Annotated in this window: 20 protein-coding genes and 1 pseudogene; 10 read left to right on the top strand and 11 right to left on the bottom strand. The window is 65.2% G+C overall.

From position 1 onward, the window contains the following. The first annotated feature begins 4 nt into the window (after positions 1–4). From hisC to CKJ85_RS12155, 4 genes and pseudogenes are all read left to right on the top strand, one after another. Positions 5–1,039: a histidinol-phosphate transaminase gene (hisC, locus tag CKJ85_RS01455; protein ID WP_095553196.1), complete on the top strand. Its 1,035-nt coding sequence runs from the start codon at positions 5–7 to the stop codon at positions 1,037–1,039. Positions 1,040–1,511: 472 nt separating this feature from the next. Further along, positions 1,512–2,165, top strand: a complete 654-nt coding sequence (locus tag CKJ85_RS01460) for a 50S ribosomal protein L25/general stress protein Ctc (RefSeq protein ID WP_095276890.1) — start codon at positions 1,512–1,514, stop codon at positions 2,163–2,165. Between the two features lie 20 nt (positions 2,166–2,185). Continuing rightward, positions 2,186–2,749 carry an aminoacyl-tRNA hydrolase gene (gene pth, locus CKJ85_RS01465; protein WP_095535694.1) on the top strand — a complete coding sequence of 188 codons (564 nt, stop codon included), beginning with the start codon at positions 2,186–2,188 and terminating at the stop codon, positions 2,747–2,749. A gap of 9 nt (positions 2,750–2,758) precedes the next feature. Further along, positions 2,759–3,556: pseudogene (locus CKJ85_RS12155) on the top strand (fumarylacetoacetate hydrolase family protein); the annotation flags it as partial. A gap of 581 nt (positions 3,557–4,137) precedes the next feature. Here the strand turns inward: CKJ85_RS12155 and CKJ85_RS01475 are convergent. Further along, positions 4,138–5,049, bottom strand: coding sequence for a nitronate monooxygenase (locus CKJ85_RS01475; RefSeq protein WP_095553198.1), 912 nt, complete (start codon positions 5,047–5,049; stop codon positions 4,138–4,140). 4 nt (positions 5,050–5,053) lie between these two features. Between CKJ85_RS01475 and pth (CKJ85_RS01480) the strand changes: the two genes are divergently transcribed. Next, a complete protein-coding gene (pth, locus tag CKJ85_RS01480; RefSeq protein ID WP_095546394.1) occupies positions 5,054–5,632 on the top strand; it encodes an aminoacyl-tRNA hydrolase in 579 nt (192 codons plus the stop codon). A gap of 1 nt (position 5,633) precedes the next feature. Here pth (CKJ85_RS01480) and CKJ85_RS01485 read toward each other — a convergent pair whose 3' ends face one another. From CKJ85_RS01485 to CKJ85_RS01495, 3 genes are all read right to left on the bottom strand, one after another. After that, entirely contained in the window at positions 5,634–6,170 is a 537-nt protein-coding gene (locus CKJ85_RS01485; protein WP_095537688.1) for an NADPH-dependent FMN reductase, read from the bottom strand. A gap of 78 nt (positions 6,171–6,248) precedes the next feature. Next, positions 6,249–6,923: a TrkA family potassium uptake protein gene (locus CKJ85_RS01490; RefSeq protein WP_095553199.1), complete on the bottom strand. Its 675-nt coding sequence runs from the start codon at positions 6,921–6,923 to the stop codon at positions 6,249–6,251. Further along, on the bottom strand, positions 6,916–8,268 hold the full coding sequence (locus tag CKJ85_RS01495) for a TrkH family potassium uptake protein (RefSeq protein ID WP_095553200.1): 1,353 nt from the start codon (positions 8,266–8,268) through the stop codon (positions 6,916–6,918). Before CKJ85_RS01495 ends, CKJ85_RS01490 begins: the two co-directional genes overlap by 8 nt. Before the next feature lie 63 nt (positions 8,269–8,331). On the opposite strand from CKJ85_RS01495, the gene CKJ85_RS01500 reads away from it, so the two are divergent. Then, entirely contained in the window at positions 8,332–9,921 is a 1,590-nt protein-coding gene (locus CKJ85_RS01500) for a peptide chain release factor 3 (RefSeq protein WP_095548458.1), read from the top strand. Here the strand turns inward: CKJ85_RS01500 and CKJ85_RS01505 are convergent. Beyond that, positions 9,908–10,792, bottom strand: a complete 885-nt coding sequence (locus CKJ85_RS01505) for a patatin family protein (RefSeq protein WP_095553201.1) — start codon at positions 10,790–10,792, stop codon at positions 9,908–9,910. The two genes, CKJ85_RS01500 and CKJ85_RS01505, sit on opposite strands and share 14 nt — an antisense overlap. Positions 10,793–10,813: 21 nt before the next feature. Then, the gene (locus CKJ85_RS01510) at positions 10,814–11,704 is read right to left on the bottom strand and encodes a patatin family protein (protein WP_095537759.1); all 891 of its coding nucleotides are present in this window, start codon (positions 11,702–11,704) and stop codon (positions 10,814–10,816) included. A gap of 83 nt (positions 11,705–11,787) precedes the next feature. On the opposite strand from CKJ85_RS01510, the gene CKJ85_RS01515 reads away from it, so the two are divergent. Both CKJ85_RS01515 and CKJ85_RS01520 read left to right on the top strand, forming a co-directional pair. Next, entirely contained in the window at positions 11,788–14,142 is a 2,355-nt protein-coding gene (locus CKJ85_RS01515; RefSeq protein WP_095553202.1) for an MMPL family transporter, read from the top strand. Beyond that, positions 14,123–14,698 carry a TetR family transcriptional regulator gene (locus CKJ85_RS01520; protein WP_158221598.1) on the top strand — a complete coding sequence of 192 codons (576 nt, stop codon included), beginning with the start codon at positions 14,123–14,125 and terminating at the stop codon, positions 14,696–14,698. Before CKJ85_RS01515 ends, CKJ85_RS01520 begins: the two co-directional genes overlap by 20 nt. Here the strand turns inward: CKJ85_RS01520 and CKJ85_RS01525 are convergent. Next, positions 14,695–15,831, bottom strand: a complete 1,137-nt coding sequence (locus tag CKJ85_RS01525; RefSeq protein WP_095553204.1) for a YihY/virulence factor BrkB family protein — start codon at positions 15,829–15,831, stop codon at positions 14,695–14,697. The two genes, CKJ85_RS01520 and CKJ85_RS01525, sit on opposite strands and share 4 nt — an antisense overlap. A gap of 214 nt (positions 15,832–16,045) precedes the next feature. Between CKJ85_RS01525 and CKJ85_RS01530 the strand changes: the two genes are divergently transcribed. Together CKJ85_RS01530 and CKJ85_RS01535 are read left to right on the top strand one after the other, a co-directional pair. Continuing rightward, a complete protein-coding gene (locus CKJ85_RS01530; RefSeq protein WP_143340120.1) occupies positions 16,046–17,530 on the top strand; it encodes an HNH endonuclease signature motif containing protein in 1,485 nt (494 codons plus the stop codon). Positions 17,531–17,539: 9 nt separating this feature from the next. Next, on the top strand, positions 17,540–17,944 hold the full coding sequence (locus tag CKJ85_RS01535) for a hypothetical protein (protein ID WP_095553206.1): 405 nt from the start codon (positions 17,540–17,542) through the stop codon (positions 17,942–17,944). A 4-nt stretch (positions 17,945–17,948) separates the two neighbouring features. On the opposite strand, the gene CKJ85_RS01540 is transcribed toward CKJ85_RS01535, so the two are convergent. From CKJ85_RS01540 to CKJ85_RS01555, 4 genes are all read right to left on the bottom strand, one after another. Next, positions 17,949–19,400, bottom strand: a complete 1,452-nt coding sequence (locus tag CKJ85_RS01540) for a DASS family sodium-coupled anion symporter (RefSeq protein WP_095535706.1) — start codon at positions 19,398–19,400, stop codon at positions 17,949–17,951. Between the two features lie 190 nt (positions 19,401–19,590). Further along, entirely contained in the window at positions 19,591–21,810 is a 2,220-nt protein-coding gene (locus CKJ85_RS01545; RefSeq protein WP_143340121.1) for a hypothetical protein, read from the bottom strand. Between the two features lie 47 nt (positions 21,811–21,857). Next, entirely contained in the window at positions 21,858–23,372 is a 1,515-nt protein-coding gene (locus CKJ85_RS01550; protein ID WP_095553208.1) for a YPDG domain-containing protein, read from the bottom strand. Between the two features lie 36 nt (positions 23,373–23,408). After that, on the bottom strand, positions 23,409–25,556 hold the full coding sequence (locus tag CKJ85_RS01555) for a hypothetical protein (RefSeq protein WP_095553209.1): 2,148 nt from the start codon (positions 25,554–25,556) through the stop codon (positions 23,409–23,411). Positions 25,557–25,950 lie beyond the last annotated feature (394 nt).

The raw sequence follows: 25,950 nt of genomic DNA on the forward strand, positions 1-25,950 counted from the left end.
AGGCATGATCCGCCACGACCTCTCATCCCTTCCCGCATACGTCCCCGGCGCGCGCGAACTCGCGCCAGGCACCGTCAAGCTCTCCTCCAACGAGTCCGCGGAAGGACCGCTGCCCACCGTGGTGGAGGCGATGACGAAAGCGCTGGACGGCACGAACCGCTACCCCGACATGGGCGCGATGGAGCTGCGCGAAGCCCTGGCCGCGCACCTTGGCGTCGACGTTGACCAGGTCGCTGTGGGCACCGGCTCCTCGGCGCTATGCCAGCAGCTGGTCACCGCCACTGCGCAGCCCGGCGACGAGGTGATCTTCCCCTGGCGCTCGTTCGAGGCCTACCCCATCTTCGCGCAGGTCGCGGGGGCGACGCCGCGCCCGATCCCGCTGGACGCGCAGCACCGCGTCGACCTCGCCGCGATGGCCGAGGCAATCACCAATGCCACCCGCCTCGTCTTCGTGTGCAACCCGAACAACCCGAGCGGCACCACGATCACCACCGCGGAGTGGGAGTCATTTATGGCCGCGGTCCCACCGCACGTCACGATCGCGCTGGACGAGGCCTACTTTGAGTACAACCGCGCCGCAGATACGCCGGTGGCTACTGAGGCGATCACGAAGTACCCCAACGTGGTGAGCCTGCGCACGTTCTCCAAGGCGTACGGCCTGGCCGGCGTGCGCGTGGGCTACGCCTTCGGCACCCCCAGCATCATCGAGGCGCTGAACAAGGTGGCAGTGCCGTTTTCTGTTAGCTCGGTGGCGCAAGCCGGGGCGATCGCGTGCCTGAGCGCGGGCGCGGAGCTGCAGGCGCGCGTCGACGAGACATGCGCGCAGCGGACCAGACTGGTCGAGGCGCTGTCTCGCTTCGGCACGCCGAAGTCGCAGACCAACTTCGTCTGGATTCCGGATGCCCCACAGGATTTCGCCGAGCGCATGGCGGAAGAACACATCCTTGTACGCGCGTTTCCAGAGGGCGTGCGCATCACGGTCACGAACGAAGACGAGACAAACGCCTGCCTGCGCGCCCTTCACCAGATATTGGAATAGACGTTCGCCTCGCTCGGGAGCGCTTCGCCGGGTCATCTGCCGCACAAGGGTGGAGCACCACTTCCGGCTGCTGTTCTACGTGCGCTACCACCTGGTACACGAGTTCGCGCACATCCTCCTCGGCCACCTCGGGCCGATGCACGACGACGCTGCTCAGCCCCAGCGCTGGACCCCCCGAGCAGCGCGAGCGCCTGTACCTGCACACCGAGATCAAGGAGAAACGGTGGCGTACCTCGTCTGCTCGCGCCCGGGCATCCGCTCCTCCGAGAGTTTGGATTGATGTCGCTGGTGGGTTACACTTTCCACGTCTCGGCGAGGGCTGTATAGCCGTTATCGGCGCGATATGTATCCAGACTTTTTCTCATGCTCGAGTGAGCAGTGATGAGCAAGCCTGCGATCACTCGACGAGCACCTGTTCCGTTCAGTGGTCGCAGGTTTTTCCTGTGGCCCGAAACTATAAAGGAGTCACATCATGGCTGTTACCCCGACCGTCATCAAGGTTGAAAAGCGCGAAGAGTTTGGCAAGGGCGCTGCCCGCCGCCTGCGTCGCGAGGGTCGTATCCCGGGCGTCCTCTACGAGTCCGGCATCGACAACGTTCACTTCTCCGTGGACCGCATCGAGATCTCCGCGATCATCCGTAACGAGGGCGTGAACGCTATTCTCGAGCTCGACCTCGACGGCGAGAAGCTGCTCTGCATGGTCAAGCACATCGACCAGAACGTCATCTCCATGGACATCGACCACATCGACGTGCTTGGCATCAAGCGCGGCGAGAAGGTCAACGTCGAGGTCCCGGTCATCACCACCGGCGAGGCTCACCCGGACGCCGTCGTCCTGGTGGAGAACGACGTCATCGAGATCGAGATCGACGCCCTGAGCATCCCGGACGAGCTCGAGGTGTCCGTCGAGGGCAAGGAGATCGGCGACCAGATCACCGCTGGCGACGTCACCCTGCCGGCGGGCGCTACTCTGCTGTCCGACCCGGAGGACCTGCTGGTCAACGTCACCTACGAGCAGGTTGACGAGGAGCTCGAGGAAGCCGCTGCTGAGGCCGAGGAGGGCGGCGCCGAGGCTGGCGCTGAGTCCACCGAGGACGAGGCTGAGTCTGGCGACTCCGAGGAGTAAACACGATATGCTGAGGGGCCGTGTCTACTTCTGATTCGCCCCTCCTCGTTGTGGGGCTGGGAAATCCCGGCCCCACCTACGCCGGCACGCGCCACAACGCGGGCATCGCGCTTATCGACGAGCTCTGCTCCCGCGCCACACCGATGCCGGCCCAACTCGCCGTGCACAAACGCACGAACACCGAGGTCGCCGAGCTTGCCGCCGGCCGCCTCCTGCCCGACCGCCAGGTCATCCTGGCGCGCACCCGGGCCTTCATGAACGTCTCGGGCGGGCCGATCAAGGCGCTCGCGGACTACTTCCGCGTTCCCCCGTCCAACCTTTACGTCGCCTACGACGAGCTGGATCTCGAGCTCGGCCAGGTCAAGCTCCGCACCGGCGGCGGGGACCACGGGCACAACGGGCTGAAGTCCGTCACCAAATCCCTGGGCGGCAAGCCCTACCACAAGCTGGCGCTCGGCATTGGTCGCCCGCCAGGCCGCATGGCCCCGGCGGACTACGTGCTCAAGCCGTTTTCTTCCCGGGAGCAGGTCGAGATCTCCATCGCCGCGGCCGATGCGGCAGATTTGTGGCGCCATTCCGTATAAATTTGTGGCATGCGCTTAGTCACCCTGAGAGTCCCCGGCCATGACCTGACCGTCGCCGCCCGCCTCGAGTCCGACACCACCGCGGTCACCTACCCAGGTTTCCCGGACGTCGGCGCGCTCCTCCAGTCGGATTCCTGGCAGGAGGGCGAACGTGTCTCGTTTTCCCACGACCAGCTAGCGCCCGTGATTCCGAGCCCAAGCAAGATCATCTGCGTCGGGCTCAACTACGCCAAGCACATCGAGGAGATGGGGCACGAGCGCCCCGACGTCCCCACCCTCTTCATCAAGTTCCCCGAGGCCCTCATCGGCCCTTACGATGACGCGGAGATCCCCGACTTCAACGCGGATACGCTCGACTTCGAGGGCGAGCTCGCTGTGGTGGTAGGAAAGTACGCCCGGCACGTGCGGGAAACGGATGCGCACGCACACATCGCCGGCTACGCGGTGATCAATGACTACACCCAGCGCCACATCCAGAAGCGCACCAAGCAGTGGCACCAGGGAAAATCATTAGAAAAGACCGCGGGGTTCGGCCCGTGGCTGGACACCGAGTGGCAGCCCGGCCCCACCCTGACCACCACCGTCAACGGCGAGATGATGCAGCAGGCCCCCACCGACGATCTCATCTTCTCCCCCGCCAAGCTCATCGAGTTCATCTCCCACCTCTACCCGCTCAACCCTGGTGACGTGATCGCCACTGGCACTCCGGCGGGCGTGGGCCACGCGCGCGACCCCAAGCGCTACCTCGCCGACGGCGACACGGTCCGCGTGGAGATCGACGGCCTCGGCGCGATCGAGAACACCACCCGCATCCTGCGGCGACAGCACGCCATGCTCGCCAGTGCGTTCCCGCCCTCCGAGTACCTCTACGAACCAGAGTCGGACGAGAGCGACATCGCGATGATGCTCTGCCACGGCTGGAGCGCCGCCGAAATCACCGCGCATTACGAGGACGAGCACAACGTCGACGCCCTTTCGCTTCTCGACGACATCCGCGCCGAATATGCCCGCTGCATCCCCTCCCCCTCCGAGGACGCCACCAAACTCGAGGCCTTCAGGGACGCGCTCGCCGACCGCGGTCTCTCCTTCTCCTTCGACGAGGGCTGGACCAAGGCCGAAGCCGCGGACGAGGGCGCGGATCGGGCCACACGCGAGGGCCGCCGCGGCTACGCCTACTGCACCACGCAGGACGTGGACGGCCTCATCCACACCGGCAAGCTCTATTTCGGGTTTGCCTCGCTGGATGCGCCGAACACCGACGCAGACGACGCCGTCGGCCAGGAGGTCGTCGACGCGCTCAGGGACGTCGGCTTCGCGCCCGAGTGGGAAGGCACCCGCGCCGCGCGGATCACCTGCAGCGGCCTCGTGTTCGAGCTGGCGCTGAGCGACTAACGTTCGCCCAGCAGGTAGCGCTCGATCTCCTTCGCCGGCGCCTCCATCAGCTCCCCGCGGTCCTTGCCCACCAGGCAGTAATCCTGATCCTTCGTCATCGGGCGCAGGTACGGGTAGATCGGCGGCATGTCGCGGTAGCGCTTGGTCATCTCGTTTTCCAGGCCGCGCGCCCACCGGCCGGAAAACGCCTTGCTCACCACGGTTCTCCGGTCGGTGCGCAGCAGCTCGCGGTTACGCTGGCTGGTACCGGCTTCATCGGACAGAAGGAAGGCGGTGCCGCACGCAATGGTCGACGCGCCCAGATCCCGCAGCCGTGCCACATCCTCCGGCCCCCGCACCCCGCCCGCGGCGATGAACGGCGCGCCGAATTCCGCCACCTCTTCGACGATGGTGTCCAGGTAGCGGGTGTCCGGAACCTCCAGCGGCGACCAGGTGCTGCGGTGCCCGCCCGCCTCTGGGCCCTGCACGATGACGCCGTCGGCGTTCCATGACTCGCCCATCGCTTCCCACGCATCCTCGATGCGGGTCACGGTCACCCACGCCTCCGAACCGACGGAGTGCAACCGCTCCACGTGCTCCGGGTCCAGCGGCCCGAAGGTGCTGCTCACAATGGGTGGCGCGGCCTCCAGGACGAGCTCGAACTTTTCTTCAAAGCCCCCGGTGACATCCACGTTCGGGACGTCGGTGCCGAGTTCGGAGGCGATGAGTTCGACGTCGATAAGCGAAGGCTCGACCTGCGGTACGAAGAGGTTCACGCCAAACGGCGGTGTGCACTGGCCGAGCCACGTGCGAGCCTGCTCGACGGTGCAGGTGCCGAGCGCGAGAAAGCCGAAGCTGACCGCGTTGACCAGCGCCGGCGTGGTTGGTCCGCCCGCCATCGGTGCGGCGACGATGCGTGGTAGGTCCATGGTTATGCTTGTCCCCGTGTTCGATTTTCTGAAGCGACTGACATCCCAGCCACCGGCCAGCCCCCACACCGAGTGGCTCGTGGTGGGGCTGGGAAACCCCGGCCCCGAATATGAGACCACGAAGCACAACGCCGGTTTCCTGGCCGTAGACCAGTGTGCCAAAGATTTGCGCCCCGCGCCGAAGTGCCGCGCACTCGTGCAGCACATTGACGACGTCACGTTTGCCAAGCCCACCACCTTCATGAACCTGTCGGGCGAGTCCGTCTCAGCGTTCGGCGTGCGGCCGGAGCGGATCGTCGTGATCCACGACGAGCTGGACCTCCCGGCGGGGAAAGTACGCGTGAAGCTGGGCGGCAACGAGAATGGGCACAACGGGCTCAAGTCCATCACGGAGCACCTGGGCACCCGCGACTACGTGCGCGTCCGCGTCGGCATTGGCCGCCCGCCGAAGGGGACGCCCGTGCCGGACTGGGTGCTCGGCCCGCTCTCCGGGAACGAGGCGATCGAGACGGCCGCGGAAGCCGCGCGCCTCGTCTGCGCCCGCGGGCTCGCCGCGGCTCAGAACGAGATCCACGGGCGCTAGATTAGGACAGCGCCTGCTCGAGGTCGTTGAGCACGTTCTCCAGGGACTGGTTCTTCTGCTCACGGGGCGCGAAGGCGCCGTCGGCGAAGTCCTCGAACAGGGAGAGCGCGACCTGGTTGCGGACGCCGAACATGGAGAAGTTCGCAACGATCTGGCGCCAGTGCTCCACCGCGCGAAGGCCGTTATCAGCGCCGTAGGACACGAACGCGACGGGCTTCCCGGCCCACTCGGCGCCCAGCACGTCGAAGGCGTTCTTCATCGCGCCCGGCACGGAGTGGTTGTACTCCGGGGTGACAAAGATGAAGGCGTCGCAAGCGTCGACCGCCTTGGACCACGCGGTGGTGGCCTCGTCCTCGTACTGCTTGTTTGCGGCGCCCGGCACCATTTCCGCGTCGAGCAGCGGGACGTTGAACTCGGACAGGTCAAGCCGCTCGTACTCGAAGCCGTCGCGCTTCTCAGCTGCGTCCGAGACCCAGCGGGCGACGGCCTCGCCGGCGCGACCCTTGCGAATGGAGCCGAGGAAAATTCCGATCTTCATAGATGCAACCCTTTTGTTGATTCGTCTACAATTTCGACTCCCCACTCTACGCCGCTCCCCGCAACATTGTCAGCCGAATCAGCGCTGCGAGAACTGCTCCAGGTCGCGCGGGCTGCCCGCCGCCACGATGCGGTCCGACGGCGTGAGCTGGGTGCCGTCGGTAAGCGGTGCCCACCCCTCATCCCGCTTCACCGAGACGAGCTGGACATGCTGGCTCCTCCACACCTCACCCAAGTCGAGCGGGCGCCCCGTCACGCACGCGGGCGCCGCCATCTTTGTCACGCCGTAGTTGGTGGAGATCTCCGCGAAGTCCTGGAAGTGCCCACCCAACAGGTGGGCCACGCGCCTGCCCGTGTCGCGCTCCGGGCGAATCACGTGGTTGGCCCCGATCTGGTGCAGGATGCGCGCGTGCGCCTCCGAGTCCGCCTTCGCCCAGATGTCCTGCACCCCCAGCTCGACGAGGTTGGACGTGGTCAGGATGGAGTCCTCCAAGTGGGAGCCGATGGAGACGACAACGCGCTCGACATCCTCGATCCCCAGTTGCCGCATCGCCTCCGGGTCCGTGGTGTCCGCGGCGAGCGCCTCGGTGAGGTACGGTGCCCGCTCGCGGACAATCTTCTCGCTGGAGTCCACGCCGAGCACCTCCACCCCGTTCGCCATGAGTTCGGTGGCCAAGGCGGTGCCGAATCTGCCGAGCCCGATGACTACGACGGGCGGAATGTCAATCGTCGCGCGGGAAAATAACTTAGCCAATGAACGGCCTTTCTTCGGGGTAGCTAAAGCGCCTATCGAGCATCTTCGCCGACAGCGCCGCCACCAGGGTGGTCGGGCCTACGCGGCCCAGGTACATGATGAAGCAGAGCACGATTTGCGACGCCGACGACAACCCCGCCGTGATGCCGGTGGAAAGCCCCGACGTTGCAAATGCGGAGATGACCTCGAAGGACACCTGGTCACCGGTGAACTGCGGGTCGAAGACACGCAGGGCCGCCACGCCAAGAGTGACCACCATGACGCCCGCGAAGCTCAGCGCGAGCGCCTGCCTGGTCACCGAGTGCGGCAGGCTCCGGTGCCCGATCGTCGTTTTTTCGCGACCGGTGAACTCGGCCACCATCGCCGCCAGCAGCACGCACGCGGTGGTCACCTTGATGCCGCCCGCTGTGCCAGCCGAGCCTCCGCCGAGAAACATGAGGACGTCGGTGCCCATCAGCGTGATCGGGTGCGCCTGCCCATAATCAAAGGCGTTAAAGCCCGCAGTCCTCGGCGACGCGCTGGCAAAGAAGGCATTGAGCAGCTTCACCCCCACCGGCATGGGTGCAAGCACGCCGGTCCATTCCGTCGTCGCGACGAACACGGTGCCGGCGACAAGCAGGAACGCCGTCGCAGCCAGCGTCATGCGGGCGGTAATGGAGATGCGGTGGACGGCGTTGGACTTCCGGCGCACCAGTCGCACCAGTTCCGCCCACACTGGGAACCCGAGGCCGCCGCCGATCAGCGCGGCGGCTAGCGGCATGAGGATCCAGGCGTCGGACGCAAAGGACACGAGGTTGTCGCTGTGGGTGCTAAACCCGGCGTTGTTAAACGCGGAAACGGCGTGGAAGACGCCCTCCCAGGCGGCGCGGCGGAACGAGTACCCGTAGCTTACCATAAGCCGCGCGCCGACGATCACCGCGATGGTGGCCTCGGCGATCGCCGTGAACCCAACTGTGAAGATGAGGGTCCGGCGGATGCCTCCGGCGGTGATGGGGCGCCCCTCGTAAGCGCCGGTCTTGCGCGCCTTCAAGCTGATGCGCCCGGTGAGCAACAGCCCGGACAGCGAGGCAAGCGACATGATCCCCAGCCCGCCGAGCTGGATGAGCAGCAGGATGACGGCCTGCCCGGCGGGGCTCCAGAAGGTGCCGGTGTCCTCGACGACCAAGCCGGTCAGGGAGACCGCAGACGTCGCGGTAAAGAGCGCAGCCAGGAACGAGGCGTGTTCCGCCCCTGCCTCCGCGAAGGGGAGCATGAGCAACCCCGTGCCGCTCAGAATGAGCAGCAGGAACCCGATCGCGGTCAGCCGTGCTGGGCCGAGCGATCGCAAGAAAAGCAAACGCTTCACAAAGGTGAAGTATAGACGCAAGCGATTCCTCCGCACTACCCCTTGGCGGCTACACTCTGCGGCATGAGTTCTCTCACTTCCGAGGCCAAGCGCCGCCGCACCTTCGCCGTCATCGCCCACCCCGACGCCGGTAAGTCCACCCTTACTGAGGCGCTGGCGCTGCACGCACACATCATCTCGGAAGCGGGCGCCGTCCACGGTAAGGGCAACCGCAAGTCCACTGTGTCCGACTGGATGGATATGGAGAAGGACCGCGGCATTTCCGTCGCGTCCTCCGCGCTCCAGTTCGAGTACGCGCCGGAGGGGCACGAGGGCGAGCCCTACGTGATCAACCTGGTGGATACCCCGGGCCACGCCGACTTCTCCGAGGACACCTACCGCGTCCTCTCCGCTGTCGATGCGGCAGTCATGCTTATCGACGCAGCCAAGGGCCTCGAGCCGCAAACCCTGAAGCTCTTCCGCGTCTGCAAGGCCCGCGGCCTGCCAATCGTCACCGTGGTGAACAAGTGGGACCGTATCGGCCGCGAGCCCCTCGAGCTTGTCGACGAGATCGTGAACGAAATCGACCTGCAGCCCACTCCCCTCTACTGGCCGGTCGGGGAAGCCGGTGATTTCCGCGGCCTCGCCCACATCAGCGACGACGGCGAGGCCGACGAGTACGTCCACTTCATCCGCACCGCCGGCGGTTCCACCATCGCGCCCGAGGAGCACTACGCCCCGGACGACGCCTCCGGCAAGGAGGGCGAGGTGTGGGACACCGCGGTGGAAGAGGTCGAGCTGCTCGCCGCGGACGGCGCCCTGCACAACCAGGAGCTGTTCGAGCAGTGCATCACCTCCCCGATCATCTTCGCCTCCGCAATGCTGAACTTCGGCGTCCACCAGATCCTGGACACCTTGTGCGCGATCGCGCCCGCCCCGCGCCCGAAGGAGGAGCGCGACCTCGACGGCGACTTCTCCGGCATCGTCTTTAAGGTGCAGGCGGGCATGGACCGCAACCACCGAGACACGCTGGCGTTCATGCGCGTGGTCTCCGGCGAGTTCGACCGCGGTATGCAGGTCACGCACGCCCAATCCGGCCGCACCTTCTCCACCAAGTACGCCCTGACCGTGTTCGGCCGAAACCGCGACACCGTAGATACCGCCTACCCGGGCGACATCATCGGCCTTGTGAATGCGGGCTCACTGGCCCCGGGCGACACCATCTTCACCGGTAAGAACGTGCAGTACCCGCCGATGCCGCAGTTCGCGCCCGAACACTTCCGCACGCTCCGGGCGAAGTCGCTGGGCAAGTACAAGCAGTTCCGCAAGGCACTCGACCAGCTGGACGCCGAGGGCGTCGTCCAGATTCTGCGCAACGACCTGCGCGGCGACGCCGCCCCGGTGATGGCGGCCGTGGGCCCCATGCAGTTCGAGGTCATGCAGGCGCGCATGGAGGTGGAGTACAACGTGGAGACCGTCACCGAGCCGGTTCCCTACTCCGTGGCGCGCCGCACCGACGCGGAGTCCGCCGACGAGTTGGGCCGCCAGCGTGGCGTGGAGATCTTCACGCGCACGGACGGCGAAATTATCGCCCTGTTCGGCGACAAATGGAAGCTGGCCTTCGTGGAGAAGGAGCACCCCGAGCTGACGATCGAGCCGCTTATCGCAGACTAGGCGCCGGAGCAGCGAGGAACTCGACCCACCGTTCCCACTCGCGCTCGAGCTGCGCCTGGCCAGCAGCGTAATTGCTCTGCAGCTTGCTGGGGCGGCGCTCAATCGACTCGGCCTGCATGTTGTCGGGGAAGAAGACCAGCGCATCGCCTGCCCGCTCGGCGGCGAGAATCTCCCGCTTGGCGGCATTGTAGCGTCCGGCGCGCACGTGTAGCGCGTTGCCGATCTCCGGGTAGCGGCGGAACATGCCCCGCACGGCCGCAGGCTGGACCAGCGGTTTCTTCCAGTAATCGCGGGGGCGGGTGGCTAAGACGACGAAGCGCGTGAAGCCGGCCCGGCGCGCGGCGTCGATGAGTAGGCCCCCGGAGGTGCCGAGGGCGCCGTCGACGTAGGGTGCGGCGTCGATAAGCGTAATGGGCATGACTTTGGGCACTGTCGACGACGCGCGGGCCGCCCTTGCCACGAGCGACGGGTCGCGCAAGAAGTCGTCCCTGCCCCAACTGACGGTGTCACCGGTATCCGCGCGCATCGCCTCCACGTGCACCTGGGTGGAGGACGCGGCGAAGGTGGCGAAGTCGAACGGAAGGAGTTGTTCCGCCTGCCCGTAGAGGAACTCGGAATTGAAGTACCCCTTGCCGCGCGCCAGTTTGAGCACACCGCCGAAGTGCGGGTGCGAGGCTAGCTCGGTAAACGCGGCGCGGGCGCGGCGCACGTCCGCCGACGCGTAGTTCAGCGCGTGTACGGCGCCCGCGGAGACGCCGCCGACCCAGCCGAACTTCACCTGCTCGATGAGACGAACGATGGCGGGTGCGGTGTACGAGTTGCGCATCCCGCCGCCTTCAACAATCAGGGCCACGTCTTGCGCATCAATCATGCGCCAAAGTTTAGGGCTGGATCAGCGATCCCGCTGGGTGAGGAACTCGCGCATCGCGGGCCACTCGCGCGCCAGCTGCTCCTGGCCCGCCGCGTAGTTGGCTTTCAGCTTGTCCACGTTCAGCTCGGTCGACTCCACCCCCATGTGCTCGGGGTAGAACACGTACGCGTCACCCGCCGCTTCCAGGCGTTTCACCTCGGCGCGCGCCGCGTTGTAGATGCCGGGGCGTGCGACCATTGCGTCGACGACGTTGGGGGTCTTGCGCAGGATGCGTCGTAAAGCGCGCTGGCGCTTCTCTGGAGGCTTGATGTAGTCGCGCGGGCGGGTGAGCACGACGAGAAAGCGGGAGTAGCCGGCGTCCTTCGCCGCTTGGATGAGGATGCCGCCCGAGGTCCCCAGCGCGCCGTCGACGTAGGGCACACCGTCGACCTCGCGCATCTTCATCACGAGCGGCAGTGTCGACGAGGTGCGTGCTGCGATATTGATCTGTTCGATGGTCTGCATGTCCTCGCGGTTGTAGGTGACAGTCTCCCCCGTGTCCGCACGGACAGCCTCGAGGTGCACCTCTTCCTCCGTGCGAAGGAACGTCTCCATGTCGAACGGCAGTTGGTCCGCGTAGCCCTCGTAGATGAACTCGCCGTTGAGCAGGCCCTTGCCGCGGACCATGGTGCGCCAGCCGCCGAACTCGGGGTTGCCCACGAAGTCGGTGAAGGATTTCTCTGACCGGTACGCGTCGCGCGAGGCGAAGTTGAGCGCGTGGCTCGCACCAGCGGAAATGCCGCCAACCCAGCCGAACTGCACGTGCTCCGCGATGAGCTTTTCCACCACCGGAGCTGTGTACGAGTTTCTGGTGCCTCCGCCTTCGAAGATGACGGCGACGTCGCGGGCGTCAATTTCCGGCTCAACAGTCATGTGCTTCATCCTAAACGTTTTCGTATCGGCGCCCCAAGGTATCACCTTGCGCACTGCGTGCAAGTTTGCATACGCTGTGCAGCATGTCGAGTTTCTTGTACAAGCTAGGCAGCTGGTCATACCGAAAAGTATGGCCGTTCCTGGCCTTTTGGATAGTTGTCCTCATCGGCGCCGGGGTGCTCGCCTCCAACTTTGCCAAGGCGCCCAACCCCTCGTTCTCCATGCCGGACATGGATTCCACCATCACGCAGGAGGAGATGAGCGAGCGTTTTGGCACTGACGCGGATCTCACGAGCGCGCCCACCGGCACCGTTGTGATCCAGGCGGAGGGTGACCGCACCCTCGCCGACCAGGACGTGATGGCAAAGGTGGACGAGATGCTCGGTGAGCTGAAGTCCTCCGACGCGCTCGCCGATACCGACGCCATCGTGAACCCCGTGCTCGCCGCCGGTGGGATGCAGCAGCAGCTGACCGAGGCAAAAACGGCTCAGGGGGTCCCCCCGGAGCAGGTTGAAAAGGACCTCGCGCAACTCTCTCCCGTGAGCCCGGACCAGAAGACCGGGACCGTGGACGTCACGTTTAACGCCGCGGCGGTCATGGACATCTCGTCGGAGCAGCGCAGCGAGATCACCGACGTGCTGGACAAGTACGACGGCTCCGAACTGCTCAACGTGCAGTACAACGGCATGGCGTTCCAGTCGCAGGAAATGAACATGACCTCCGAGCTGATCGGCCTGGCCGTGGCAGCGGTTGTCCTGCTCATCACGTTCGGCTCCTTCGTCGCCGCCGGCATGCCGCTGCTCTCCGCCGTGATCGGCGTGGGCGTCGGCCTGCTCGGCGTCCAGCTGGCCACGCTGTTTACCGACACGATCTCGGACATGACGCCGATGCTGGCCTCCATGATCGGCCTGGCCGTGGGCATCGACTACGCGCTGTTCATCGTGGCGCGCTTCCGCAACGAGCTCATCAACGGCGCCGGCCTCAACGACCTCACGCCGAAGGAACTGGCGCAGGCGCTGCGCACCATGGACAAGGGCACGCGCGCCCACGCCATGGGCATGGCCCTGGGCACGGCGGGCGGCTCCGTGGTGTTCGCGGGCTTCACCGTGCTCATCGCGCTCGCCGCGCTGTCCATCATCGGCATCCCGTTCCTGTCCACCATGGCGTACGCCGCCGCCGCGACGGTCGCACTCGCTGTGCTGGTGTCCACCACCTTCCTGCCGGCGATGCTGGGCCTTTTGGGCACCCGCGTCTTTGCGGGCCGCGTCCCGGGGCCGAAGGTGCCGGACCCGGAGGACGAAAAGCCGACGATGGGCCTGAAGTGGGCCCGCATCATCCGCAAGCGCCCGTGGGTCATGCTGCTGGCGTCGGTCGCCCTGCTTGGCATCCTGGCCATCCCCGCTGCGGGTCTCCGGTTGGCCATGCCGACCGACGGCACGGCGTCGCCAGGCACCCCGGCCCGAGAGGCGTACGAGATGACCTCGGACGCCTTCGGCCCCGGCCGCAACGCCCCCATGATTGCGTTCGTTGACGTGGCCAACGTCGCCGAGCAGGATCGCCCCGCCGCATTCCAGGATGCGCTGACCGCCTTCAACGAGACCGAAGGTGTCGAGAACGCGCAGATCGTGCAGACCACCGACACTATGGACGCGGCGCAGGTCCTCATCAATCCGACCACGGGCGCGACCGACCCGGCGACCACGGAGACGCTCGAGCGGCTGCGCGACTACCAGTCCGAATTCGCCGGCAGCACCAGCGGCGAGTTCGGCATCACCGGTGTCACCCCGATTTTCGACGACATCTCGCAGCGCCTCCAGGACGTGCTGCTCCCCTACATCGCTATCGTCATCGGGCTTGCGTTCATCGTGCTCATGCTCGTGTTCCGCTCCCTGTGGGTCCCGCTCATCGCCGCGCTCGGCTTCGCGCTCTCCATGGCCGCGACCTTCGGCATCACCGTGGCAATCTTCCAGGACGGCATGTTCGGCATCATTTCCGACCCGCAGCCGCTGCTGTCGTTCCTGCCCATCATGCTCATCGGCCTCACCTTCGGCCTGGCGATGGACTACCAGGTCTTCCTGGTCACGCGCATGCGCGAGGGCTTCGTCTCGCGCGGCAAGACCGCCGGCAACGCCACCGCCAACGGCTTCAAACACGGCGCGCGCGTGGTCACCGCCGCCGCCCTGATCATGATTTCCGTGTTCGCCGCTTTCATGCTCATCGACGAGCCCTTCATCAAGGCCATGGGCTTCGCGCTCGCTGTGGGCGTGCTTATCGACGCCTTCGTGGTCCGCATGACCATCATCCCGGCCACCATGTACCTGCTGGATGATCGCGCGTGGAAGCTGCCCAACTGGCTGGACAAGGTGTTGCCCAACCTGGACATTGAGGGCGAGCACCTGCAGCAAACGGTGGAACACCATGAACCTGCGCGAGTCTAAGAAACAGGCAACCCGCGAGGTGATTTCCGACGCCGCGGCGCACATCCTGCTGCACCAGGGGTCAGAGAAGCTCACCGTCGCCCGGGTCGCCGCCGCCGCGGAAGTGTCCCCGCGCACGTTCCACAACTACTTCGCGGACCTGGACGCCGCCCTGCTGGTCTTTGTGGAACGCACCTTTGCGGAGATCGGCGAGGATATTCGCCGCCTCCCGCCCGAGCTCGGGCTCACCGAGGCGTTCGAGCAGATCTGCGTCGACGCACTCACCGGCGACGGGGTCAAGCTGCACTCGGCGTCGACCCTGCTGCTCACCTCGGACCGGCTTGAGCTGATTCGTGGCTCCGCCTGCCCGAACGACGACCGCGAGCGCATCCTGGACCCGGTGGTCAGCGCGCTACAGGAGCGCGCACCCCAGCTGGCCCCCTTCGAAGTCCTCGTGCTACTCAGCGCCTACGGGTCCGCCGCGAGTGTGGCGTTCAAGCGGCACCTCCGCACGCCGAGTGCCGACAGCCAGGCCCTCCTGCACAAGGCGTTCGCCGCCGTGCGCGCGAGCCGCTAGTTCCGCGCGTTTTTCACCTCGCGCGCTGTCCGCGCGATCCACCGCTCCAGCTGCAGGCGCCACCGGGCGCCCTCGCTGGAGCGTGGCCGGGCCTGGATGTGCCTCTCAGAGTCGTACCCCACCTGGAGCTCCTTCGCGCGGAGGACTTCGGCGTCCACCTTCACGCCCTCCAGCAGCACGATGTTCATCACCCACACGAGCGCCAGCACCGCGATCACGGTCCCGAACGCCCCGTACGCGGATCGCACGCCGAACGTGGACATGTAGAGCCCGAACCCCCACCACAACCAGAAGCCGACGAACAGGGCTAACGACGATCCCACCGTCAGCAACCTGAACCGCCCCGGCCTCACATTTGGCGTGAAGTAGTACAACAGCGACAGCAGGATCATCGCCATCAGCACGATCACTGGCGTCCGCAAATACACCCACACCGGCAGGAACTTCTCCGTGAGGTAGGTCAGCACATCCTCCACACCGAGCGGCCGCGCCACCGGCCCAAGCACGCTGTGCACGATGCCGTCCGTGAGCAGCGTCCCGATCAGGATCGCCAGCCCACCGACGACGAGCATCAGCGTGATCAGCCACATGGTCACCCAAGTGACCACCACGTTTCGCCCTTCCGAGCGCCCATAGACCAGGTTGGCGTTGCGCGAAAAACTCCGCACGTACGCCGACGCAGACAGCAGCGAGATCAGCAGCGAGACGATCAACGCCACAGTGCTTTGCGACGGAGTGCCCACAATCGTCTCCATCAGATCCATCGCCTCTCCGCGAAGGGCCTCCGGCACGTACACCTCAACGAGCCCGTCCAGGAGCTGATCGACCGCCCCCGGATCGCGCCCGAGTAGCAAGGTCGCGATGGCGTACGCCGAGACCAGCATGGGCGCGAGGGACAGCACCGTGTAGTAGGTCAGCGTGGCGCCTCGATCCACCATGGCGTCCGTGGAAAAGTCTGCAAACAGCCGCTTGAGCACGAGCGTCCAACCAGCCTTTCCCAGCCGGTTCCTGCGACCGAGGGGATTGGGCAACGTATCTTCCGACGGAGGGAACTCCGGTTCGCCGATGCCGTAGGGCAACACGAAGTCGACGCGTCGCGACGCAATCTCAGGGCCCTTTTCGGCATCTTCCATAGTGCCAGCGTAACGGTTTTCTGCTCGTTGACCTTGTCCTGACACGGTGAAAACCAGCGCGCTTCCAGAGCAGCATTTTATGTTCGCACGGACATTCTTTGCTCATTTGTTCGAACAGTAAGTGTGCACCATATCGTCATAGTTTAGAACGCACATTCTATTTTTGCCACCGATCTTCGAACCAGTGTTGGGTGCCACGTTTATAGTGCAAGGCATGAACACTCAACAAGCCCCACCTCGCCCCTACTTCCGAATAGACAGACCCCACGACAGCGATGCGCACCTTGGCCGCAGCCTCCGTGAATCGGAGCACGCACTGTACTCGCGCTTTAGCGACGACGGCGTGAACATCGAGGACTTCGACGTGGTCGTCGATAAGCTTGCTCAGGCCACGGGCTACTCCCGCTCTGTCATCCGTTCCGCGGTGCTGTCGTATCACCGTCTGACGGATCTGCCGCGGCTGCGTGCGCTGCACAACGAGCAAAAGCTGCTCACGCTGGGGCACCTGACCGCGATCCGGCGGAAGCTGGAGGAGCTCGGTCCCGACGCCGACGCGGAGATCCTCGCCGGTATCGACGACTTCCTGGTCGAACAGTTCACGCCCACCCGGCAGAGCCAGCCGTTCCCCGACCCCGCGGCCGTCACGCGAAAGTTGCGGGCGCACATCCGGCGCATCGACCCGGCTCTGGGCTACAACCCGAAGAAGCGGAAGGAGCGCGAGGCCCGCCGGGACCACGGAGCCGAGTTCTTCCTCGAGGACTTCGGTGGGATAACAAAGGGCATGATGAACCTGACCACGGACACCGCGACACTGGCCGCCGTGCGCGCGTTCGTGCAGCAATGCGGGTTGGAGCACAAGCTGTCTTCGCACGACACCGTGGTGAAACTGCTCACCGGCGAGATCACGCCGGCAGCGAAGGCGCGAATCCAGGTATACGCGCCGAAGGGGCGCGAGGCGGGGCAGCCAGTGTTCATCCCGGGCTTCGGCTGGACCGAGCCTGACGCCACGATCGCGTTCGACGAGATGTGCGCGCAGACCCCGCCCTCCGTCGCCGACATGGACGGCGTTCGCGAAAACACGACACCCAGCTACGTGCCGACGGCAGACATGCGGGCGCTCGTGGAGGCTCGCGACGGCACGTGCATCTACCCCGGCTGCAACCACCCCGCGGAGCAGTGCCAGTTGGACCACCGCATCCCGTTCGCTGAGGGAGGGGAAACACGCGTGGATAACCTTCACTGCCTCTGCCAGAGGCACCATAACCTCAAGACCGACCGCCGCGCCTTCTACGTCGTCGACCCCGCGACCGGGGACGCCATCTGGCTGTACGAGGACGGCACATTTGAGGTTTCGGAGCCTTCCGGGCTGCTGACCGCTCAGTTGGGTGCTGAGGATCCGCGGTGGAAGGCGTCGATAAGCGAAGTGAAGCGCAGGCGCGAACGGGCCGCGGAGTTTCATGCGCGCGGACACGCGATTATGGACCAATACGAGAAAGATCAGGACATCATCGAGTGTGAATTCGCGCTGGACCAGCTCGAAGAACAGTTTGACATGCGCTTTCCGTTCCACCCGGAACCGGAATGGTGGATGGGGCTCACACCACCGGTGGATGCACCATTTCCCGACTATGAATGGGAGGACAACCCGGACAACCTGCGCTTTGACGACGCCAACATTCCGCTCCCGGAGGCCGGTTAGACTCGCACCATGGCATTTCTTGAGCGAATCCGCGCACTGTTCGCGGGCGACCCGACCCTGCCGCTCGTGGAGTACCCGGAGGAATTTGAGCGATTCGAGGTCACGCACCTGCACGTTCACACCGCGAACCTGTCCCCCGACACCGACGAAAAGATGGTGATCATCACGACAACGCCCGCCGCGCTCCCCGCTCTTCAGGAGGCGAACGGTCCGGTGCAACTTGTCGCAAAAAACGAACGTCCCGTGACGTTCGTCCCGATGGACAAGCAAGCAGACCCGCTGCTCGACCCGAACCTCGGATGGCTCATTCCAGTGACCGAAGCAACCGGTCGTGAAATTGCGACCACGCAACAAGGCCCCGGCGCGCACGAGCTGGACTCGCTGCACCTGGGCCTTGTGCTGGAGGGCGACTAGGCGGCTACACCAGCCCCATCCACTTCCAGTACGTCGCGGAAAGGAGCAAGATCAACAAGTACGCCACGATGGTCAGCGGGATGCCCGCCCGGAGGAACTGCTTCGTGGTGAACGCGCCCGTGCCGTAGGCCAGCATGTTCTGCGGGGCGGAGATGGGCAGCAAGAACCCGAAGCAGATGACAAACTGCTGGATGATGACGAAGCCGATGCCGCCATTCGGCACGTCGAGCGTCGCAGCGAGCGCGATGAACACCGGGATCAGGGCGGAAGCGAGCGACGTCGCGGACGCGAATCCCAGGTGAATGATGATGTTGAACAGGGACACGATCGCGATCGTGGCGAGGATCGGCATCGAGGAAATGCCCAGCGCGCCAAACGTCTGCTCCGAAAGCCAGGTCGCCGCGCCCGTTTTCAGGAGGAACGAGCCGAGCGAGATGCCCACCGCGAACACGATCAGCGTGCCCCAGTTGATGTGGTTCTGCGCGTACTTGAAGTCCATCACCCCGATGCCCGGTAGGAGCATCACGCCGATCGCCACGAGCGTGATCGTGGACGAGTTGATGGGGTGCAGCAGCCCCTCGGTCGCCCAGAAGAGAAGCAGGACCACGGCGATCGCAGTCAGGCGCTTCTCTGCGCCAGTCATCGGCCCCATCTCGTCCAGCTGCTGCTGCACCAGTTCGCGCCCTCCCTCAATGCGATCCACCTCGGGTTTCATGACAGCGAGCATGATGAAGTACAGCGCAATCGACATCAGCACCGCCCATGGCGCGGCCCACAGGAACCACTTGCCCCAGGACACGGTCTGACCCATCTGGTCCTCAATGAAACCGATGGCCACAAGGTTTTGCGCCGCAGCAGTCTTAATACCGACGTTCCAGATCGACACCGCCTGCACCGCAGTAATTACCAGCAGCGCCGACAGTTTCGAATCCACCGTCATGCCGAACGCGGCCACCATGCCCAGGAGGATCGGCACCACGGCGCCCGCGCGAGCGGTTGCGGACGGCACGAAGAACGCGAGGATGATAGAAATCACGATCGCGCCGGCGACAATGTGCGACGTCTTCTCGCCCGCAACTTTGAGCACGTTGAGCGCGATGCGCCGGTGCAGCCCCGTCGCCTGCATCGCCGTGGCCAGCGCCAACGCGGCCGCGACCAGCGCCACCGCGCCCGACGAGAAGCCCCCGAGCGCAATGCTCAGCGCCGGGCCCGTACCGAAAATCTCGCCCGGATTTTCCGGATCGGGCGACAGCCCCACGAGCATGGCAATGAGTCCGATGATCAGCACCGAACTGACCGGGTAGCTCACCGCCTCGGTCACCCACATGATCACGGCAAACGCAAGCATTCCGAGCGCGATCTGCCCCTGCCACTCGATACTGTCAATGGGGATCAGCAGCACCACGATGAGCGCGATAAACGCAAGGAAAAACGAAATGAGCTTCCCCTTGCTCATCGACGCCCCCTCGTCACCCCCTCCCCGCGTCACCGTTCCCGAATCCGCCGTTTGGTGCGGTTTTGCTGGTTGAGTTGCAGCCGATGCCACGAGAGCCTCCCTACCGAAAGTGGTGTTATAACCAATTCTAACCAGGGAAATTGGGCGAAACAAAAGAATACAAACGGTCAGGACCGGGCACTACCAGGCATTAAAACGGAAGCATTCCCGCAGACCAGGCGCCGCCCGCGATGAGCGCGATCACGCCGCCGAGCGCCGCGAGTACCGCGATCACAATGTCGGTGGTGCTGGACCCCCGCCCGGGCTCTTGAGATTGCGTGTCAGTCGGCGTCTCCGTCGGCCCAATCGGCGCACCCAGCTTTGCCTCTGCGAGCTCGCGCAGGGTCTTCGGGGCATCCGGGTCCGCAAGCACTTCCTCACGCACCTGCTTCGCCTCTTCTGCAGAGTAGTCCAGGAGCGACAGGTCGTAGTGCTCGGCAAACACCTCCTCACCGTCCTTGTTGCGCACCGCCACGTCGAGCGGCATCGTTGCGCCCTTGAGGTGCTGCACCCCGGTGATCGGGATGTCGAAGGTCGCCGACGGCGTCTCCGCCAGCTGGCCGGGCACGCGGATCGTATCCGAGTAGTGCCCGCCGGGGTACGAGACGTCGACGGTGAAATCGTCCAGGTCCAGCCCCAGGTTCCGGAGCTGGGCAGTGACGCTGTTGTCGTTCCGGGAGGTGACGATGGAGTTTGTGGAAGCGTCGAAAAGCCTGAAGCCCGCCTGGCCCGCGTTGTGCTCGGCGGCCGCGATCTCCAGGTCCCGCACGAGCATATGGTCGTGGGTGACCACGGAATCGTCCGCGCCGACGGTGGCGTTGACCTTCCCAATGAACTTGCCGCCCAGGTCAAGGTGCTCCCAGTCCGGGGCCACCTCGTAGGCCCCGGTGTAGCAGGTGTAGTCGCCGCAGTGGGGGTCGTCGCCATTGCCCTTGGCCACCGTGTCGCTGTAGTCAAAACGGGCGAACTGGTAGAGGTAGTTCATCACGGACTCGTAATTGCGCAGCAGGTCAGTTGTCTCCACACGCGTGTCCGACAGCGCGGACCCGGTGTGAGTCAGGCCCAGATTGTGGCCGAACTCGTGCAAAATCGTGTTGCGCACCTGGTCCTGGCCCGTAAGCCCCTCATGCTTCGCCACGTAGAACACCGAATCGCTCACCAGCCCCATGCCGGTGGTGTAATCGTCCTTGGCCAGCTGGTCGCCGATGATGCCGACGCGGAAGACGGACTCGCGCGGACCGAGGAGCCGGTCGCGGTCAGCGGCCAGGCGGGAGTGATGGTCGGCGTCCTTGAAGTAGTACGGCTCGAAGTCCTCGGTCGCGCCGCCGTGGCTCTCCCCGTAGTTGGGGATGTTGTTGAAGAGGCTGCCGGCATCAATGTGCAGGTTGATCCCCTGCCGATCAAAGAGGTCGACGAGCTCCAGGAGCGAGCTTCTCGACGGCCTGTACACGTTCGCATTCGCCGCATTGCACGCCGCGAACTCGCCGAATTGCTCCGCGCTCACGCCGAAGCGCTGCTCGCGGTCGCACCCCAACGTCTCCCATTCGGACTTCGCCCAGTTGAGCTGCAGATACAGGTCGGGCCGGTGCGGGTCCGCGCCCCACGCCTGCAACGGGAACTGCTCCCCGCTCGCGGTGGTGAAGCCCTGGCGCTCCCACGCGTCCGGAAGCCCGTCGCGGTCCGAATCCACCGCGGATCCCTGCGTGGCGATGTCCATGGTCATGCTAGCGTGCAGCTTGCCCTGCGCGGGAACCGCCCGCTCCCAGCGCCCGCGCTGGAACGCAGCGCCATCCGCGCCCACGCGCCCGACCTTGCCCTCGGCTGTGGTCGCGGCCTTGTCGGCCGCGACGCCGGACGACGTGGGGTCCTTGTAGCGCAGCGTCGTCTCGTAGCCGCCGTCCTGCGGGGCGATCACAAACGCGCCGTCCCGGAAGCTCGCCCGGTCCTTGTCGTAGGCGGTGATGCGCGAGTTCATGTCCACGCTGAGTTCGCGGTCCTCGTTGCGCAGGTTGGTCAGGGTGACGTCGACAGCCATGGACTTCTTGCCCACCGTGAACGTCCGTTCCACCTTCACGCCCTGGGACGCGTCTTCGTGCGTCAGGGTGACCACATCTGCGCCGCCTTTGGCCGATGTGTGCACCCTCGTCGCACTCGGCAGATAACGGACGCTGTCGCCGTCGGCACGCAGCGCGACGTCGAAGCTGCCGGCCATAATCCCCGCCACGGAATACGGGTGCTCGAACGTAAACGTCGTAGTGCGACCCTTCGAGATGTCCATTACAGCGAACCCCTCGTCGTCGGCGCTGGGCGTCATGTGGACGCCAAAGGGCATGTCCTCCACGCCCGCAATCGCCGGGCTCGTAGTCCCCATCGCGACCATCGCCGCGGCAATCGCGGCGGCCCCCGCTCCCCTCAAGTTCACCGGGCACCCCCGGAGAAGGTGGTCCACGCCCAGTTGCCCACGGCTCCGGCGACAGCCATCGCGACCATCACCACCGGGATCCACCACGCCTTGCTGAAGTCTGCGCTTTGATCCGGTGCGTCCGCAGTCAGGGTGACGGTTGTCTCCTTCCCGTCGACGCGCAGCTTGACCGGGTACACCGCACCGCGCATCGCGTCCGACGGCACCGACGCCTTCACCGCTCCGTGCTTGTCCACGGCGACGTCGGCACCGCCACTATCGACGATCACCACATCCGCTCCCCCGCCAGCAAGGATTTCCTCCTCCTGCCCCGGTCGCAGCGTGTGCTGTTGGGGCGCTGATTTCGGTGCCACCCGGAGGCGCACCGGGGCCGTCGACTGCGAGCCGTCCGAGTAGCTCACGCGCACGTTGACGTCTGCGTCCTTGGCCGTGTCTGACGGAGCGGCGGAGACGGCGCCCGTCGCTGGATCGACGGAGATGGCCCACCCCTTCAGCTCCGGGTTGTCCGCACGGCGCCACACAAACTGAGCGTCCGCGGGAACGCCAGCGTCACCGGTCTGCTCCACCGTCACCCGCTCCCCTGGTGCCGCGGCGAGCGTCTCCCAGCCGGGGTGGAACTGCTCCGCGGTTGGCAGGTCGCTGACCTGGAAGACGGCCGTGGCCTCGGCGGTGGCGCCACTGGGCAGGCCGACTTCCAGCGGCACCGTGACCGAGTCGCCCGCCTTCGCGCCCGACGCCGCAGTGTCTAGCGTGACCTGGCCAGTGTTGACGTCCACCCACGCGCCCTCCGAGACGGTGTGAAACGTCATTCCCCCCGGGACCGGCTGGCTGGAAAACTCGCGCCCCTGGTGCCAGATGGTCACCGTCGGTGCCGCGCTCCGCACCTTGCTCCCTACCCGTACCTGCGTCACCGGGTACGTCACGTCTTTCGGGTCCTGCGGTCCGGTCACGCGCACCGGAATGGTCTCGACCTGCCCTGCCGACGTGCGCACAATGAGGTCGTGCACCCCCGGTTGCTCGTTCGCCGGGGGCATGGCCTCGACCGTGCCGTCGGTGAACACCTCTGCCCACTCCGGGCCGTCAATGCGCTCCACGGTGACCCCGCTCTCGTTGCCCGTCACCGTCGGCACCACGGTCGCGCGGCTCCCCGCGGAAACGTTGAGTGCATTCCACGCGTAGTCGACTGTGCGGCTCGGCCCCGGGATCATCAGGCTCGATTCCAGGTCTGCAGTGAGCTCGATTCCCGACTGCGTGTACTCCTCGCCGTCCCACGTCGCACGGTAGGCGTACGTGCCGACCGGGACTTCTAATGATACTCTGCCCGCGTAATCGGTCGTGGCCTGGAACGACCCGCCGCTGCCAGTGAGCTCGACGTCGACGTGTTCAAGCGGCCCGGCCGGGGTTGCAACCGTCAGAGTGTAGCGGGCGGTGTCGGCCGCGAGCGCCGCCGGGGCGACCAAGGCGGTGGTGACCGCCGCGCACGCCACGATGGGAGTCGTTGTCCAGTTCATTATTCCGCCTTGCGCTGTTGAGCTTTGTTGAAGAGTTTAAATGAGGCCGCTCGCCCACGCCGCCGCTGCACCACCGGCAATGGCCAGCAGGAGGAGCAGCGGCACGACGATGGCCGCCGAGCTGCTGCCGCTTTCCGGCTTGGGCGTTGCCTTGGGGGCTTGCACTGCCTTCGTGGTCGGTGTTGCTTTGGTGGTCGGCGTGGTCTCGTTGTGCACCTGCGCGATCGCCGGGCTCGACTTCACAGCCCCGCCCATCGGCGTCGAGTCGGTGTTTGAGTCCTCAGCAACCGGGACGGCGAAGCGGTCCTCGAAGGTGGTGTTGCCAAGCTCATCGGTCGCGCGGACGTCGAGAGGCAATGCCGCCGGCTCCGTGGGTGTGACGGGTACGGTGATGGTCGTCGTGTTCTTGCCGGAGCGAACGCCGCCGAGCACAACGCGCTGGGTGTTGCCGCCGACGGCGACCTCGTAGCGGTGCAGATCCAGGCCCGGGTTCGTGAGCTTGAGCGTCACCTCGCCGCGCTTGCCGCTGGTCAGGTCGCCTTCGTCGGTGACCTCGACCTCGACGCGGTCACCGCTCGCGTCGGCGCGCTCCATCTCCTTGTCCAGCTTCTTGAGCGCTGCGGTGTCGACCTTGCGCGCGTCAACGCCCGCAGTACCGACGTGGCCGCCGAGGCGCAGGGAGTTAATAAGCAAGTTGTCCCAGTCCGCGGGGACGCGGTAGTCGCCGCGGTAGCAGTTCACGCCCGAACGGTTGCACTCCTCCGGGAGCGGACCGCCGGACACGGCCTCCACATCCGAGTAGTCGAAGTAGGAGAACTGGTACAGGTAGTTCATCACGGACTTGTAGTTGGGCAGGTAGTCAGATTTTGGCACCTTGCCCTCAAACTTCAACGAGCCGTTGTGGTTGAGGCCCAGGTTGTGGCCCAGCTCGTGCATGATCGTGTTGCGCAACTGGCTGTCTTCGGTCATGCGCTCGTGCTTGGCCACGTAAAAACCATTATCGCCCATGAGGGAGATGCCAACCGAGTAGTTGCTCGGGTTCATCTGGTCACCGATCACGCCGACGTGGAAGACGGAGGCACGCTGGCCCAGCAGGCGGTTGACGTTGTCCACCATGCGCAGGCCAGGGATGGAGTTACTGAAGTAGTACCGCTCGTATCCCTCGGTCTGTCCACCGTGGCGGGTGTCGTAGTTCGGGATGTTGGAGTAGGTCTCGCCAGCGTCGATGTGCAGGGAAACGCCGTGCTCATCAAACTTGTTCGCCAGCTCATCCAGGATGTGGCGGGGCGGGCGGTAGGTCCGGGTGTTCGCGGTGTCGCACTGCTCGGCGTCCGGCGTGTTCAGGCAGCCGAGCTTTTCGTACTCGGATTCCATCCAGTTCAGCTGCAGGAAGACATCGGGACGGTGCGGGTCTGCGCCCCATTCGTTGAGGGGGAGCTGGGTGCCGTCGTCAAGCGTGACGCCCTGTTCCTCCCACTGGTCGGGCAGGCCGTCCCGATCGCTGTCCACGGCGGAGTCCTGCGTGTCAAAGGTGATCGTTGCCTTTGCCGTGAGCTGGTCGCCGGGGTCGACCGAGCGGAACCAGCGGCCACGTTGGAACTGTGCGCCATCGGGGTCGACGTAGCCGACCTCGTCGGTCGCGGTGGTCGCATTGAAGCTGTTTGCCACACCGGAGAAACCGGGGTCTGCGAACTCCACCAACGTGTCGTAGCCGCCGTAATCCGGGCCGACGGTGAAGCGTTCGCCGTCGAAACTGCCGGTGAGCGTGCGGTTGGTGTTGATGGAATTGGTCAGGTCCAGCTGGAAGTAGGCGTCCTCGGAGCCCTGATTCGTGGCGGTGACCTCGACCGTCATCTCGGTGTCGGTGGTGCGCACGACCCGCTCGATTTGCACTCCCCTCGCGGAGTCTGCGTACTGAGCAGTTGTCACCCGCGCTCCCCGCTCATCCTTCGTGGTGACTGGCGCGTTGTCCGGTGCCATGATGCGGGCGCCGTTGACAAGAATATCGGTGTACAGCGTGTTCGACTGGGTACCCGCAACTGAATCCTCGTCGTGGTGGGAGAACTGCGTCAGGCGGGAAGCGTCCACTTTTGCCTCGACGGCACCGGCGACCGCGGGCTGCCCGCCCACGACGAGCGCTGCACCGAGCGCGACTGCGATGCAGCGTGATGCCAGCTTCCTCATGCGGCTGCTCCTCAACATTCTTACCCTGACCATGTATGCGCCGATGCATAAAAAATATTCACGGTCGATACATGAGCCAATGCTTATCAGTTCAGTTCTGGTGTCAACTGCTTAAGCTACCCCAAAACCGCAGATTAACAACTCCCCTTGCTCCAAAACCGCGACCAATCGCCAATTCATAGACACCGGTACATCAGATGTCCGAAAGCTTTCGCAGCCTGTTGAACAATCCTAGAGTGCATATTATTCACCGAGGAGTGTCCTATCAGATGAGAAGCTGTAAGGCTAATTCACACAATCAGTATCCTTTTCTCAGAATTGAGCCGGCGTTCGGCCGTTAACTAGCACAAGTCAACATTTCTTCATTAAGGTTCGGCTTGGGCATCCTCTTAGG

Source organism: Corynebacterium sp. NML 150383, assembly GCF_002285085.1.
Classification (GTDB): domain Bacteria; phylum Actinomycetota; class Actinomycetes; order Mycobacteriales; family Mycobacteriaceae; genus Corynebacterium; species Corynebacterium gottingense.